At 71.6% G+C, this 15,672-nt stretch carries 11 protein-coding genes; 6 read left to right on the top strand and 5 right to left on the bottom strand.

What is annotated here, in order from left to right; translation table 11 throughout:
- Window positions 1-321: 321 nt before the first annotated feature.
- From ACU6P3_RS24925 to ACU6P3_RS24910, 4 genes are all read left to right on the top strand, one after another.
- On the top strand, window positions 322-3,927 hold the full coding sequence (locus ACU6P3_RS24925) for a nitrate- and nitrite sensing domain-containing protein (protein WP_447194201.1): 3,606 nt from the start codon (window positions 322-324) through the stop codon (window positions 3,925-3,927).
- A gap of 10 nt (window positions 3,928-3,937) precedes the next feature.
- On the top strand, window positions 3,938-4,351 hold the full coding sequence (locus ACU6P3_RS24920) for a roadblock/LC7 domain-containing protein (protein ID WP_030757628.1): 414 nt from the start codon (window positions 3,938-3,940) through the stop codon (window positions 4,349-4,351).
- A 321-nt stretch (window positions 4,352-4,672) separates the two neighbouring features.
- Complete coding sequence (locus tag ACU6P3_RS24915; protein ID WP_447194200.1) at window positions 4,673-5,317, top strand: DUF742 domain-containing protein; 645 nt, start codon at window positions 4,673-4,675, stop codon at window positions 5,315-5,317.
- Window positions 5,298-5,879, top strand: a complete 582-nt coding sequence (locus tag ACU6P3_RS24910) for a GTP-binding protein (protein WP_352085592.1) — start codon at window positions 5,298-5,300, stop codon at window positions 5,877-5,879. The genes ACU6P3_RS24915 and ACU6P3_RS24910 overlap by 20 nt, the downstream gene beginning before the upstream one ends.
- Window positions 5,880-5,967: 88 nt before the next feature.
- Here the strand turns inward: ACU6P3_RS24910 and ACU6P3_RS24905 are convergent, their stop codons facing one another.
- The 5 genes from ACU6P3_RS24905 to ACU6P3_RS24885 all read right to left on the bottom strand — a co-directional run bounded on the left by ACU6P3_RS24905 (window position 5,968) and on the right by ACU6P3_RS24885 (window position 13,268).
- A complete protein-coding gene (locus tag ACU6P3_RS24905) occupies window positions 5,968-6,180 on the bottom strand; it encodes an acyl-CoA carboxylase subunit epsilon (RefSeq protein ID WP_447194199.1) in 213 nt (70 codons plus the stop codon).
- A 113-nt stretch (window positions 6,181-6,293) separates the two neighbouring features.
- A complete protein-coding gene (locus ACU6P3_RS24900; RefSeq protein ID WP_447194198.1) occupies window positions 6,294-7,877 on the bottom strand; it encodes an acyl-CoA carboxylase subunit beta in 1,584 nt (527 codons plus the stop codon).
- A gap of 195 nt (window positions 7,878-8,072) precedes the next feature.
- The gene (locus tag ACU6P3_RS24895) at window positions 8,073-10,523 is read right to left on the bottom strand and encodes a polysaccharide lyase 8 family protein (RefSeq protein WP_447194197.1); all 2,451 of its coding nucleotides are present in this window, start codon (window positions 10,521-10,523) and stop codon (window positions 8,073-8,075) included.
- Window positions 10,524-10,671: 148 nt separating this feature from the next.
- Entirely contained in the window at window positions 10,672-11,688 is a 1,017-nt protein-coding gene (locus tag ACU6P3_RS24890; protein WP_447194196.1) for a cytochrome d ubiquinol oxidase subunit II, read from the bottom strand.
- Window positions 11,689-11,807: 119 nt separating this feature from the next.
- The gene (locus ACU6P3_RS24885) at window positions 11,808-13,268 is read right to left on the bottom strand and encodes a cytochrome ubiquinol oxidase subunit I (protein WP_447194195.1); all 1,461 of its coding nucleotides are present in this window, start codon (window positions 13,266-13,268) and stop codon (window positions 11,808-11,810) included.
- Window positions 13,269-13,513: 245 nt separating this feature from the next.
- On the opposite strand from ACU6P3_RS24885, the gene ACU6P3_RS24880 reads away from it, so the two are divergent.
- Window positions 13,514-14,242, top strand: coding sequence for an SDR family oxidoreductase (locus ACU6P3_RS24880; RefSeq protein ID WP_447194194.1), 729 nt, complete (start codon window positions 13,514-13,516; stop codon window positions 14,240-14,242).
- Between the two features lie 218 nt (window positions 14,243-14,460).
- Window positions 14,461-15,666, top strand: coding sequence for a glycoside hydrolase family 64 protein (locus ACU6P3_RS24875; protein WP_344284109.1), 1,206 nt, complete (start codon window positions 14,461-14,463; stop codon window positions 15,664-15,666).
- Window positions 15,667-15,672: the final 6 nt, after the last annotated feature.

Raw genomic sequence — 15,672 nt, 5'->3', positions numbered from 1 at the left:
CTATGTCCTTTGACACAGCCCACCTCCGTGTTCATAACATTTCGACAGAGAATTCACGCCCCCCGGACACCCCACGCACTCGTCCGGTGCCGCTGCGCGCACACCAGCCCCGTCTTTTGACGGGGCTCGCTCTTTATGCCCGTTTCATGTGAGGCTTGGACCACTTGGAATGGCCGGTTCCCGCTGTTTGGATTGGAACCCTTCCCCATGCTGGAATTCCGGAGACTCCCGAGGAGTGCGGCTCGTACGAGACGGCCCTGAGACGGCCCGAGAACACACACGGCACAGCGTAGGTGCCGACGCCGAGAGGTTGTTGGTCGAGTGAGGCGAAGCAAGACGAGCTCCGCGGAGCAGCAGGCGCGGGGCAACTTCACCCCGCCGCCGCGCGCAGCGGCGCCGCCTGCGGCCGGATCCGGCCCTCCCGGGCGGGCCGGTCGAGGGGGTGCCTCCGACGGCACCGCGCCCGCGGGCGGCAAGGCCGCCGAGGGCGGTGCGACCGGAGGCCGCCCGTCCGGTGCCCGTCCCGCCTCCGGCCCTCGCGCCGGCGACGCCGGCCCTCCGGCGCCCGGCAGCTCCAGCCGCCTCTCCCCGCGCAACTGGCGGGTGCCCACCCGGCTGAACGCCATTCTCCTCATACCCGTCCTGGTCGGCCTCATCATGGGCGGCTTCCAGGTCAAGTCCTCGGTCGACACCTGGCAGCAGGCGCAGGACGCCGAGAGCACGGCGCTCGTCGTCCGGGCCGCCTCCGAATACGCCCAGGCGGTGCTCAACGAGCGCGACCTCACGGCGCAGCCGCTGCTGACCAACAAGCGGGACGCGCCGGTCGTCGCCCAGGCCCGTTCGGCCACGGACGCCGCCAAGAAGCAGTTCGACCTGGTGGTGCGGGACATGCCCGCGGACGAGGGTCTGGAACGCCGGCTCAGCCTGTTCCGCGGCGAAGAGCCCAAGCTGGAGGCCATCAGGAAGACCGCGTACACGGCGGGTGTCGAGACGCCCGACAAGACCGGTGACAACGGGGGCCCGGTGGCGACCGAAGAGGGGTACGTGCTGGTGCAGCACTCCCTGATGGAGTTCGCCAACGAGCTGCAACTGGGCACGGGCAACATCACCAGCTACGGCCGTACCGTCTACGCGGTCCAGCTGGCCAAGGCCGCCGAGTCGCTCCAGCGCTCCATCGGGATGCACCTGCTGGTCCGGCCGAGCCAGAAGGACGACGTCAGGAACGGCCAGGCGATCGCCTTCTCCTCGTACGCCTATCTGGAGGACATCGCCATCGGCGAGTACCTCTCCGCGGGCACCGAGGCGGACACCGTCAAGCTCCAGGACGTGATGAAGCGGCAGGCCGCCGAGGGGGCGAAGAAGATCACCGCCGCCGAGCAGCAGGCCGCGGCGGCCGGCCAGGACTTCAAGGCCCCGCCGACCCAGGAGGGTTCGGTCTACGACGGGATGGTCGCCGCGATCGCGAGCGGGGACAGCCCGGAGCAGCTCGCGCGGCGCGGGGTCACCCCGGAGACCTGGATGGCCGCCTCCACCGCGAAGTTCGACGGTTACTCGGTCATCGAGAAGGACCTGGTCGACCGGGCGGTGGCCGACGCGGCGCAGATCGCCGACGAGGCCAGGAACGACGCCATCACCAACGGTGCCGTCACGGTGGTCGCGCTGCTGGCCGCGTTCATCCTGGCCGGGATGATGGCGCGGCAGATGAGCAACTCCATGCGCTCGCTGCGCACGGCCGCCTTCGGCGTCGCCGAGCAGCGGCTGCCGATGCTCGTCGACCAGCTCTCGCGCACCGAACCGGGCCTGGTGGACACCCGTGTCCAGCCGATCCCGATCGATTCGCGCGACGAGATCGGCGAGGTGGCCCGCGCCTTCGACCAGGTGCACCGCGAGGCCGTCCGGCTGGCCGCCGAGCAGGCCATGCTGCGCGGTAACGTGAACGCGATCTTCACCAACCTCTCACGGCGCAACCAGTCGCTGATCGAGGGCCAGTTGACCCTGATCTCCGACCTGGAGAACCACGAGGCCGACCCGGACCAGCTGGAGAACCTCTTCAGGCTGGACCACCTGGCGACCCGTATGCGCCGCAACGGGGAGAACCTGCTGGTCCTCGCGGGTGAGGAACCCGGCCGCCGGTGGAACGAGCCGGTGCCGCTGGTGGACGTCCTGCGTGCCGCCTCCTCCGAGGTGGAGTCCTACGAGCGCATCGAACTGTCGGGTGTCCCGGAGACCGAGATCCACGGCCAGGCGGTGACCGACCTGGTGCACCTGCTGGCGGAGCTGCTGGAGAACGCCACGACGTTCTCCTCGCCGCAGACCAAGGTGCGCGTCACCGCGACCCGGCTGCCCGACGGCCGGGTGATGATCGAGATCCACGACAAGGGCATCGGCCTGACCGCCGAGGACTTCGCGGACATCAACCACAAGCTGGCCAACCCTCCGACGGTGGACGCGTCCGTCTCGCAGCGCATGGGTCTGTTCGTGGTGGGCCGGCTCGCCGACCGGCACGGCATCCGGGTCCAGCTGCGCCCCTCGGGCGAGCAGGCGGGCACGACCTCGCTGGTCATGCTCCCGGACGCGATCACGCACGGCGGCGGTGGCGAACCGGCCGCGCAGGAGACCGACTTCACGGTCTCGCAGATCACCCGGGACGAGCCGGCCGGGCCCGCGGCCGAGCTGGGCTTCCGGCCCGACGCGCCGATGCTGACGGCGGCGGACCTGGGCTTCGACGACTCCCGGTACGAGCAGCCCGTGGAGCGGACCGCCGAGCAGCCCGCGATCGTCGACGACGTGCGGCCCGTCCCCGGCGGGGACGAGGAGCGGGCCGCGCCGGCGACACCGCGGCAGACCGGCGGGCCGCTCTTCGGCGACCAGGTGGACGGCGGCTACCGCGCGCCGGCCGAGGGCCCGTACGCCCCGGCCGGCGACCAGGGCGGTTTCGGCGCCGCGAGCGGACCGGCGGCTCCCACCGGTGCCGGGCCCTACGGTGACGGCCCGGCCGGCCCGGTGGGCCAGGTCGGCTCGTATCAGCCGCAGGACACCTCGTTCGACGCGGGATTCCCCCCGGAGTCCCCCGCCGGCTTCCCGCCCGCACCGGCGACCGGGGCGGGCTACCCGGCCGGCGGCTATGCGGAAGCCCCCTACGACGGTCCGCAGGGCGCTGAGCAGCCGTACGGCGACGACTTCGCCGCCCAGCCCCAACAGGGCGGCTGGAACGGCCGGAACGCTTTCCAGGACCCGTACGGGACCGGGCAGCGAACGGAAGCGGAATCAGCCGAGGACGCTCCCGGGAACGGCCAGGACCACGTAGGCTTTGCCCGTCCGGGGCCCTCCCCGAGTTCCAGTCACTCACTCACGGACGCCGGTCTGCCGCGCCGTGGCGCCGGCCGCCCGCAGTCACAGCCATGGGATGCCACCCCCGCCGGTCAGGACAGCGGGTCCGACGGGCAGTCCGGCGGGCCCGTGGGGGCGCCCCTGGACCCCCTGGGCGACGAGGCCCGGGGCGGCGCGTCGCTGTTCGGCGGCGGCCCGGCCGGCGGCACTGGCCTGCTCGACGGCGGGGGCCGGACCGGCGGCGGGGCAGCCACCGAGGACATCGGGCCGGCGGACGACGGGCGGACCGAGACGGCCGGTACCGAGGACTGGCAGCAGCGCAACGACGCCCGCTGGCAGCGGGCCGAGCAGCTGCGCGAACCGAAGGCCGGCGGGGTCACCTCCTCCGGCCTCCCCCGCCGCGTGCCCAAGGCCAACCTGGTCGAGGGTGCGGCGGAGCAGTCCACGAAGAGCGGCCCGCAGGTTTCCCGCTCCCCGGAGGACGTGCGCGGCAGGTTGAGCAACCTGCTGAGCGGCGTCCAGCGGGGACGCAACGCGGGAGCGGACACGAACGGACCGGGCCAGGGCCCGGGCAGTACCTACAACCAGGAGCGTTAGTGTGAGCCCGATGAGCCAGGCGGCGCAGAACTTGAACTGGTTGATCACCAACTTTGTGGACAACACCCCCGGGGTGTCCCACACGGTGGTGGTCTCCGCCGACGGACTCCTGCTGGCCATGTCCGAAGGATTCCCGCGCGACCGCGCCGATCAGCTCGCGGCTGTGGCGTCCGGTCTGACCTCGCTGACGTCCGGGGCCTCCCGGATCTTCGAAGGCGGTGCCGTCAACCAGACCGTCGTCGAGATGGAGCGTGGCTTCCTCTTCATCATGTCCATCTCCGACGGCTCCTCGCTGGCCGTACTCGCCCACCCCGAGGCGGACATCGGGCTGGTGGGGTACGAGATGGCGCTCCTGGTCGACCGCGCCGGTACCGTTCTCACTCCGGACCTGCGCGCCGAGCTCCAGGGGAGTCTGCTGAACTGACAGACAGTGCGCGCCCGGCCACCGCACCATTAAGGTGCGGTGGCGCGGCTCCAGAGGGACAGGAACCGGCGACCGGCAGTCGGAGGAGGACACGTGGCTACACCCCCAGGCGGACACCCCTATGACGGTGGCCTCCGGTCCCCGGGCGAACAGGCCCGGAACCGTTTCAACTTTCCCTCCACGCCGAGTCGGCAGAGCGGGCAGGGCGGCACGGACGGCGGAGCGGGTCAGGACGGCACCGGAGGCATGCCCCGGCGCCACCCCGTGTATCAACAGCCGCCCGAGCGACAACCGTACGAACAGCCGCCCCAAGGCCCGCCCGTGTCCCCGCACTTGGGACAGCCTTACGAGGAGCCCGCGCCGCGGCAGTCGTACGGGGACCACGGGCAGCAGGAGTACAGCGGACACGAGCCGTACGAACAGCCCGCCCCGCAGGGGCAGTCGTACGAGCAGTCCGCGTCACAGCCGTACGAGTCCCAGCCCTACGAGCGGCAGGCCCCGCAGCCGGCGCGGCAGCAGCAGCCGCAGTCCGAGGAACGGCCCGCCGGGCAGCGGCCGTTCGAGCAGAACCGGAGCCGGCCGGCGGAGGAGCCGCGCCGCTCCCCGGAACCCTCCATGGGCACGCACAACCCGTTGGTGCGCCCGTACGCCATGACCGGCGGCCGGACCCGGCCGCGTTACCAGCTCGCCATCGAGGCGCTGGTCAGTACGACCGCCGATCCGTCGCAATTGCACGGGCAGTTGCCCGAGCACCAGCGGATCTGCCGCTTGTGTATCGAGATCAAATCGGTCGCCGAGATTTCGGCGCTCCTCTCCATTCCCCTCGGCGTGGCCCGGATCCTCGTAGCCGACCTGGCGGAGGCCGGCCTCGTCGCCATTCACCAGCCCGGCGGCGACGAGTCCGTCGGTGGTCAGCCAGATGTGACACTGCTCGAAAGGGTGCTCAGTGGACTTCGCAAGCTCTAGCGGCGGTGCGGGCCGATCTACCACCAGCGCGAAGATCGTGGTGGCGGGCGGCTTCGGCGTGGGCAAAACCACGTTCGTCGGCGCCGTCTCGGAGATCAACCCGCTGCGTACCGAAGCCGTCATGACCAGCGCCTCCGCAGGCATCGACGACCTCACCCACACCGGAGACAAGACCACCACCACCGTGGCCATGGACTTCGGACGCATCACCCTCGACCAAGACCTCATCCTCTACCTCTTCGGCACCCCCGGACAGGACCGCTTCTGGTTCATGTGGGACGACCTCGTACGCGGCGCCATCGGCGCCGTCGTCCTCGTCGACACCCGCCGCCTCGCCGACTGCTTCCCCGCCGTCGACTACTTCGAGAACTCAGGACTCCCCTTCGTCATCGCCCTCAACGGCTTCGACGGACACCAGCCCTACACCCCCGACGAAGTACGCGAAGCACTCCAGATCGGCCCCGACACCCCCATCATCACCACCGACGCCCGCCACCGCGCCGACGCCAAAAGCGGCCTGATCACCCTCGTCGAACACGCCCTCATGGCACGACTCCGGTAGGTCCCACGCGTACGCCGAACGGCCCCGCACTCCTGGTGAGTGCGGGGCCGTTCGGCGTACGCGTGCGTGTGGGGCCGTGCCGCCGGGGTCAGCCCTGCCAGCTGTGCGGGGCGCGGAAGCCGGGCGTGCGCTCCAGGCGGCGCCAGCCGGCCGTGGAACGGGCCCGGTGGACGGCGCCGGGGGCGGTGGCGGGAACGGCGGCGGCGCGCGCCATCAGGACGGCGGTGATGGCGGCGAGTTCCTCGGGGCCGGCCTGCCCCTTCTCGACGCGCAGCAGGGACGTGTCGGTGGTGTCACTCATGGCGGTGTTTCTCCGTATGGTCGGCGGAAGGCTGAAGGCGGGCGGCACGGGCCCCGGGGCGGGCGAGGCGGGCAGTCGCGGCGCGACCCCGGGAACACGAGCCGTCGAGGGGTTTACTGGGGCGGGTTGCCGTGCTTGCGGGACGGCAGGTCCGCGTGCTTCGTACGGAGCATCGCGAGCGCGCCCGCGAGGATTTCCCGGGTCTCGGTGGGGTCGATCACATCGTCGACCAGACCGCGCTCCGCCGCGTAGTAGGGATGCATCAGCTCGGCCTTGTACTCCTTGACCATGCGGGCCCGCATGGCGTCGGAGTCCTCGGCCTCGGCGATCTGCTTACGGAAGATGACGTTGGCGGCGCCCTCGGCGCCCATCACCGCGATCTCGTTGGTGGGCCAGGCGTAGGTGAGGTCGGCGCCGATGGACTGGGAGTCCATGACGATGTACGCGCCTCCGTAGGCCTTGCGGAGGATCAGGGAGATCCGCGGCACGGTGGCGTTGCAGTACGCGTACAGCAGCTTGGCGCCGTGGCGGATGATGCCGCCGTGCTCCTGGTCGACGCCCGGCAGGAAGCCCGGGACGTCCAGCAGGGTGACGATGGGGATGTTGAACGCGTCGCACATCTGGACGAAGCGCGCGGCCTTCTCGGACGCCTCGATGTCCAGCACCCCGGCCAGCGACTGCGGCTGGTTGGCGACGATGCCGACGACCTGCCCGTCGATCCGGGACAGGGCACAGATGATGTTGCGGGCCCAGCGCTCGTGGATCTCCAGGTAGTCGCCGTCGTCGACGATCTCCTCGATCACCTTGTGCATGTCGTACGGGCGGTTGCCGTCCGCCGGGACGAGGTCGAGCAGCGCCTCGGAGCGGCGGTCCGCGGGGTCGTCGGAGGGGACCGAGGGCGGGTTCTCCCGGTTGTTCTGCGGGAGCAGCGAGAGCAGGTAGCGCACCTCGGCGATGCACGTCTCCTCGTCGTCGTACGCGAAGTGCGCGACACCGGAGGTCTCCGCGTGCACATCGGCGCCGCCGAGACCGTTCTGGGTGATCTCCTCACCCGTGACGGCCTTCACCACGTCGGGGCCCGTGATGAACATCTGCGAGGTGTCCCGGACCATGAAGACGAAGTCCGTGAGCGCCGGGCTGTAGGCGGCGCCGCCCGCGCACGGGCCGAGCATCACGCTGATCTGCGGAATGACACCGGAGGCGCGGGTGTTGCGCTGGAAGATCCCGCCGTAGCCGGCCAGCGCGGAGACGCCCTCCTGGATGCGGGCGCCCGCGCCGTCGTTCAGCGAGACCAGCGGTGCACCGGCCGAGATGGCCATGTCCATGATCTTGTGGATCTTGGTGGCGTGCGCCTCGCCGAGGGCGCCGCCGAAGATCCGGAAGTCGTGCGCGTACACGAAGACCGTGCGGCCCTCGACCGTGCCCCAGCCGGTGACGACTCCGTCGGTGTACGGCTTCTTCGCCTCGAGGCCGAAGCCGCTGGCGCGGTGCCTGCGGAGCTGCTCGACCTCCCGGAACGACCCCTCGTCGAGCAGCAGCTCCACGCGCTCGCGGGCCGTCAGCTTGCCCTTGGCGCGCTGGGCCTCGGTCGCGCGCTCGCTGGGGCCTTGGTGGGCCTGCTGGCGCAGGGCGTGCAGTTCGGCCACGCGGCCCCTGGTGTCTGCGGGCTCGCCGGTCGTCTCGTCCACTACGGTCATGTGCCAACCCTACGAACAACACGAAGGAAAACACGCCGTCGACTCCACACAGTCTCCCGACGGTATTCCTGGTGGGCCTTGACAGAACCGGGGTGTACACCGGCTGCCCGCACAGGAACGTACCCCTGGTACTTGTGGGGTTCCCCCAGATGGGGTGGCGCGCGGGCGTCGGCCGTGGGGCTGGTGGAGGCCGGCTCAGCGGAGTGTCATGGCGCAGCCGCGGGTGGCGCCGGCCGTGCCCGGGGTGATCCGTAGCCGTACGGTACGCCCCTCCGTCAGCACCTCGACCCCCGGGTCGTGGCCGGTCACCCGGGTCACGGCGCGGTCCCAGCCGATCTCCAGCGGCCGGCCAGTACGGGTGGGCTCGCTCACCCGGAGTGTGGCCGTCCGGCCGTGGACGACGGCGAGCACGCTCGCGGGGGCGGTCGCGGTGAGCGGACCGGCCGTACCGGGCTCCCAGAAGTTGGCGGCGACGCAGCCGAGGGAGGGCACGGCCACGGCCTGGACGGCGGGGGTGTTGGCGAGGACGGAGAGCCAGTGGCGGTCGGCGGCCCGGGCGGCGACCCGGGCGCGGGTGGCTCCGGGCATCAGGAGGTAGAGGTAGGAGGCGTCCACCGGGTCGGTGCCGTGGTCGAGCCAGAGGGTGCGGTAGCGGCGGGTGCGGCGTTCGGGGGTGCCGCCGGTGTTGATGTCCGACCAGGAGCCGGTGCGGTCCTCGGTGCGGGTCCTTACGGGTGCGCCACCGGGGAAGACCCAGCCGCCGTGCCCGGCCAGGTGGGCCCAGCGAGGCAGCGGCAGGCCTCCGGGGCCGCCCCCGGAGCCGTCCTCGGCTCCGGGGTCGAGGTCGGGGCCGGGAACGGCTCCGGTCCCGGGGCCGTTCCCGGCCCGGGAGTCGAGCGTGAAGCCGCCCGGTCCCCGCTCGCCCTCTGCCGGCTCCCCCAGGTTGCGGTTGTCCACGACGGTCTCCACCGGTACGCCGTCGGTCGCGGAGATCCCGGCGCCCAGGCAGATCACGGCGTCGTCCACGCAGAACCAGGACTTGCGGGCCCGCAGGCCGGAGCCGAGTCCCTCGAGGTGCTGGCCCACGGCGGCGAACCGGCCGTCCGTGGTGCCGCCGACCCACCGTACGTCCGGTTTGGGCTCCCCCCACTCGCCACCGGCCCCGTCCGCGAGCCGACGGGTGGAGACGGTCGTGCCGGGCAGCCGGTACGGGTCGACGGTGGGCCAGAACCAGTCGGTGTACTGGTCGTCCCGCTCCGGCGCGGCCCACCAGTAGAGCATTCCGGCGCCGGTGTGCCAGCCGCGCGGGTTCTCGCCGTTGCCGCACTCGTAGTGCGCGATCCGGTCGGAGGCCATGGCGATGTTCGCGGCCCAGCCCCCCGGCCCCCGGTGCACGGCCCGGCCCATCGCGGGGAACAGCCGGTGCCCGGCCGGCTCGGGGGCGGCGGGCACGTCGGCGGCGACGACGGCGTGCAGCCGGGCCAGTTCCGCGGTGTCGAACTGCCGGGCGCCGAGGACCGGGGAGACGGTGTTCCGCTCGATCCAGCCCTTGACCAGCCCCGTCCAGCGCTCGCGCTCGGCGGCCGAGGCCACGCCCATCAGCAACGGCAGGGCGGCGATGACCCCCTGACCGTGGAAGTGGTCGCCGCGCATGATCTGCCGCTCGTCGCCGAGGAGATGACCGCGGCTGACGGCTCGGCCGTTGACGCTGTCCATCATCAGCCCGTTGTGGATGAGCGGCGCGTAGGCGTGCTCGACACTGTCGAGGATGTTCTGCCGCGCCGGGTCCGTGACCTCCCAATCCGACCCGGCGAGCAGGCTGAACAACCGGCCGAGGCCGTCCAGCAGGACCTGGCCGTAGGTACCGGAGTACGCGACCCAGGTGTGCTGCACGTACGAACCGTCGGCGTAGAGCCCGTCGCCCTTCGTGACGTACGGGAAGACGGGCGACAGGCCGTCCCGCGCGAGGGCGGTCTTCGCGGGCGCCCGGCCGAGGATGCCGCGCAGGGCGACCGAACGGCAGAGGTCGACGCGGTTGGCGCCGGTGCTCACCCCCGAGTAGTCGGTGAGCAGGGAGTCGGGCAGGAAGTGGTCGACCGCCGCGCAGGCCGCGGCGCGCTGCGCGTCGGTGAGGTGGTCGTACAGGACGGCGACGAGGTCCATCAGCAGGCGGGGGCTGCCGATCTGCCACTCCCACCAGTTGCCGTAGGGGGTGGTGCCGGGCCGGTAGACGGTCGCGGCGAGATGGTCGAGGCCGCGCGTGACGTCGGCGAGGAGACCGGTGTCCCCGGTGAGCCCGGTGCCGGGCTGCGCGTACGCCCGGGCCATGGTCCACAGCCGGCCGTAGCCGCGGGTGATCCCGCTGGGCGGGTCGTACGGCAGGTCGGGCCAGAGGTGAGAGGCGGCGGGGGCCATCGACGTCCGGAACCGGGAAGCGAGCGCACCGGTCTCGGCGAGGCGGGAGGCGTACGGTTCCGCCTCCGGGTCGTATCCGGTGCCGAGCAGGAGCTCCACCCAGCGCGCCCGTAACGCGTCGTGGACGTCCTCCGCCCCGCCGCCACGCGCCGCACGCCCCGGGAACGCGAGCCCCCCGGCCGCGCCGGTGAGGAGGAACAGACGGCGGGACCAGTCGGGCGACGGCGACACGGGGCCTCCACGGGCGGGGCGTCGATCGGCTGACGCTTGTTTAGCACGGCCCCCAGGACCGGGCAACGGGCCCGGACGCCCCCTCCGGCCGGCTCCTTCCCCGCGCCCACCGCGCCCCCCGGGCCGCCCCACCTGTCCGCGCGACCTCTTACGCACGGCCGTCCCGGGCCGCCTGGTCCGCCGGGCGCTGGAAGGTGGTGTAGAGGAGCCAGAGCGAGGGGATCAGGAGCACCGCGCCCACGGCCGTGGCGATCAGGCACGCCGCCAGCACCGAGTCGACCGACGCCGAGGCCGCGACCGTGGTGCCGGGGACCAGCATGTACGGGTACTGGGCCACGCCCCACGCCCAGATGATGGCGGCCACCGCGAGCGCCGCCGCCGCGCGGGCGAGGACGTAGCGGTGTCGCAGCAGCAGGCCCAGGCCCACCACGCCCGCCACGGCGCTGACGATCACCACGCCGAGGGCACGGTGGGTGAGGCCGTGGAAGAGGACGGGCGCGTCCTGGTGGAGGATGCCGATGCCGGCGAGGGCGACCAGGCCGCTCAGCAGGCCGCTGGTCACCGCACGGCGGCGGAAGCCGCCTACCAGTTCGTGGTCGCCCTCCCGCGCGGCGTCGGCGCACAGGTAGACCGCCGCCAGATGCGCGCAGGTCAGCACGGCGAGGACACCGCCCAGCAGGGACGTCGGGTTGACCCAGCCGGTGACGATGTCACCCTTGGCGATGCCCGACGGCACCCGGCCGGAGGCGACACCCCCGGCCACCGTCCCCAGGAAGAACGGCGTGACCACCGACGACACCGCGAAGCACGCGCCGAACAGCCGCTGCTGCCACAGCTCCGTACTGGCCTTGCGGAACGCGAACGCCGCGCCGCGCGCGATGATGCCGAGTGCCGTGAGCGTCAACGGGATGTAGAGCGTGGACAGTACGGCGGCGAAGACGGGCGAGAAACCCGACCACAGCAGCACGAGCACGAAGATGAGCCAGACGTGGTTGGCCTCCCACACCGGGCCGATACTGTGCTCGATCAGCCGCCGCTGCGGGAGCCCCCGCCGCGACCGTCCGGCGAGCAGGTCCCACAGTCCGGCTCCGAAGTCGGCCCCGCCGAACAGCGCGTAGCAGGTCAGGCCGGCCCACATCACGGCCAGCATCACGTCGGCGAGCACAGTCGGTCACCTTTCGGGTCGGTGGTCGCGTTACGGCGTACGGTCGGCGCGGCAGGCACGGCGGGACCCGGCGATCCCGGTAAGGCCCGGCGGCGCGGGTGACGCGGGGGGCGGAACGCTCACACCACCGGATAGCGCTCGACATCGCTCTCCTGCGGCGCGACCGGGACCGGCGTGGCGCGGACCAGTCGCCTGAGCACGTACACCGTGGCCGCCGTCATCGCCGCGTAGACGATCAGTACCAGCCAGAGCCCCGCCATCAGGCCGGGCGCCGGGTTCACGGCCTCGCGCACGCGCATCACACCCCAGACGACCCATGGCTGCCGGCCCAGTTCCGTGACGCACCAGCCGCATTCGAGGGCGACGACGGCGGCGGGCCCGGCGATCGCCGCCAGCAGCAGGAAGAGCCTGGTCCAGGGGGAGCGCGCGGCCGTCAGCGGGCGTGCCGTGCGGCGGGCGTGCCACCAGGCGGCCAGCAGCCAGATCCCCATCGCGAGGAGGAAGAACCCGACGGCGACCATGATGTCGAAGGACAGGTGGACACCGGTCACGGCGGGCCAGTCGCCCCGTGGCACCTGGTCGAGGCCCTTGATGACGGTGTCGGGGCTGTAACCGACGAGCAGCGACAGGCCGTCGGGGATCTCCAGCCCGTACCGCAGTCGGTCGTCGCTCGTCGCGATGCCCCCGATGGTGAGCGGGACGTGGGAACCGGTGTGGAACACACCTTCCATGGCGGCGAGTTTGGCCGGCTGGTACGTGGCCAGGAAGCGCGCCGCCCAGTCCCCCACGACGATCTGGAACGGTGTGACGACGGCTCCCAGGACGAAGGGGAGGGCGAAACCGGCCCGGTGGTAGGGGTCGTCACGGCCGCGCAGCAGCGCCACGGCGTACACGGACGCGGTCAGGAACGACGCCACCATCAGCGCGGCGAGGATCATATGGACCGTCTGCGGCGGGCTGGCCGGGTTCATCATGGCCGCCCACGGGTCGACGTCCACCACCTTGCCGTCGCGCAGTGTGTAGCCGCGCGGCTGGTTCATCCACGCGTTGGCGCACACGACGAAGAACGCCGAGGCGATCCCGGCGACGACGATCGGGACCCCCATCAGCAAGTGGCGCCGGGGCGGCATCCGGTCCCAGGCGTACAGGTAGATCCCGAGGAAGATCGCCTCGATGAAGAACGCGAATCCCTCCAGGGCGAACGGCAGGCCGATGACCTGCCCGAACGTGCCCATCAGTCCCGGCCACAGCAGCCCCATCTCGAAGCTCAGGATCGTGCCGGAGACCGCCCCCACCGCGAACAGCACGCCCATGGCGCGGGCCCAGCGGCGGGCCAGCAGCCGGAAGGCGGGGTTGCCGGTGCGGATGCCGTACCACTCGGCCATCAGGGTGAGCAGCGGCAGGCCGACTCCCAGGCACGCCACCACGATGTGCCACGCGAGCGAGAAACCCATCTGGGCCCGTGCGGCGGCCAGGTCCCCCGGGGAGACGGCGGCCAGGACCGATGCGGCCGAGGCCGAGGCGTCGTGCGCGGACGCGGACGCGGACGCGGCGAGAAGCGCGCCGCCGGGCAGATTCATGGTGCACTCCCGGGCCGGACATACGGGTGGATGCCTGTCGAATTCGATCCGCGCCCAGAGGTACCACCGAACGGTGGCCGGGCACGCGCGACAGGCGGTCCGACCCGACGCGGAATCGCGTACACCACTCCCGGCGACTTAGGTGCCGGGCAGCGACGGGCCGAGCACCGAGCGCGGTGCACAGGCCGCTCATATAGTGGGGCATACGCCATTTTCACGAACATACTTTCAGCGGAAGGCATGTCATGAAGTGCGCAGTCATCGGTGGTACCGGTCTGATCGGGTCGCAGGTCGTCAGGAATCTGAACGCGGCCGGGCACGAGGCGGTACCGCACTCGAAGTCCACCGGAGTCGACGTCATCAGCGGCCAGGGACTGGACGAGGCGGCGGCGGGAGCCGACGTCGTCGTCAACCTGACGAACTCCCCGACGTTCGACGAAGCCTCCCTCACCTTCTTCCGGACCTCGATGGACAACCTCCTGGCCGCGGCCCGGGCGGGCGGTGTCGGCCACTTCGTCATCCTTTCGATCGTCGGCACGGACCGCGTTCCGGAGCTGGACTACTACCGCGCCAAGGCTCTCCAGGAGAAGATCCTCGCCGCCGGGCCGATCCCCTACTCGATCGTCCGGGCCACGCAGTTCATGGAGTTCATGGACGCGGCCCTGTCGTGGACCGCGGACGGTGACACCGTCCGGCTGCCCGCCACGCCGGTCCAGCCGATCGCCGCCAAGGACGTGGCCGCCGCGGTGGCGGAGGTCGCCGCGGGCACCCCGCTGAACGGCATCCGCAACATCGCCGGTCCCGAGGTCCTCCCGCTGGACGAGCTGGGCCGGATCACCCTGTCCCACAAGGGCGACGCCCGTACGGTCGTCACCGACCCCACCGCCGGCATGTTCGCCGCGGTCAAGGGCGACGTCCTCACCGACGAGAACGCCCACCTCGCCCCCACCCGCTACACCGACTGGCTCTCCTGACCGGCCACCGCCGGGTGGCGGCCCCGGCACCCCAGGGTGGAGCGTCGGCCCAAACTCCCCCGCATGACGCCATGTTGTGAACATCACCCGCATCAGAGAGCGCTCTCAGCCTCAACTCTTGACGCGTCCGGCACAGATCGCAAGAGTGTTGGCCATCGCAGGCGCGACCCCCACACATCGCGCACCTCTGCGTACCCCCACACAACAGGAGATCCTTCGTGATATCCCGCAGACTGTTTCTGACCGGAACGGCCGCTGCCGCGACGGCGGTCTCGTATCCCTTCTGGGGCAGCGCGCTCAGCCCCAAGGCGTCGGCCGCGCCGGAGACCTGTGAGATCGCCCTCCAGAACACCTCGCTGCCCGGATCGGTGAACGCGTACGTCACCGGTCATGACGCCGCCACCAACAGCTGGGTGCTGCTGCGCGCCGACGGGAGCGTCTACCGGCCCGAGTCGCCCGGAGCACCGCAGACGCCGCTGCCGGTCGACTGCGCGATCCCGCTGAACGCGGCGGGAGCGGCACCCGTCGTCCTGACGCTGCCTCAGATGTTCGGGGCGCGGGTCTACTTCGTACGGGACGACAAGCTCGACTTCTTCCTCAACCCGGGGCCCGCCCTCGTGGAGCCCGCCTTCGCGACCGAGGCGGACCCCAATTACGGCCGCACCTGGTCGTTCGCCGAGTTCACCTTCAACACGGACCAGCTCTACTCCAACATCAGCTATGTCGACCTGGTGACGGCCCTGCCGATCGGCATCAAGCTGGAGGGCGACGCCACGCACACGGTGGCGCCGCTGCCCGAGGGCGCGCTGGACAAGATCGCCGAGGAGCTGACGGCGCAGGCCGCCGTAGACGGTCACCCCTGGGACAAGCTGGTCCTGCGAGCCCCGGACGGCAAGGTGCTGCGGATCATCTCGCCGCAGAACCTGGCGGGCCAGACACCCTTCGGCAGTGTCTTCGACAGCTACGTCGACCAGGTCTGGGAGAAGTACCGCACGACGGACCTGACCATCGACCTCCAGGGCGGCCGGGGCGTGTTCACCGGACGGGTCAGCGGGGACACGCTGACCTTCAACGGCGGCCACACGTTCGCCAAGCCGACCTCGATGGACATCTTCACCTGCAACAGCGGGCCGTTCGCCAACAACCCGAACGACTCCGACGACAAGAAGGGGCTGCTCGCGCGGCTGGCCGCGGCGTTCAACCGGTCGACCGTCCTGAGCCACCCCGAGCAGCCGAACGGCGCCACGGCGGCGGACTACTACAAGGACCCGGTCACCAACCACTACGCGCGGGCCCTGCACGCCCACACGCCCATCGGATACGCGTTCCCGTACGACGACGTGCAGCCGGACGGCCAGCCCGACGTCTCCGGGGCGGCGCACGACGGCAACCCGCGACGGTGGACGGTGTCGGTCGGGTCCTGACCCCGC

This window comes from Streptomyces hebeiensis (assembly GCF_052983195.1).
This window is presented reverse-complemented; position numbering and strand designations above follow the sequence as displayed.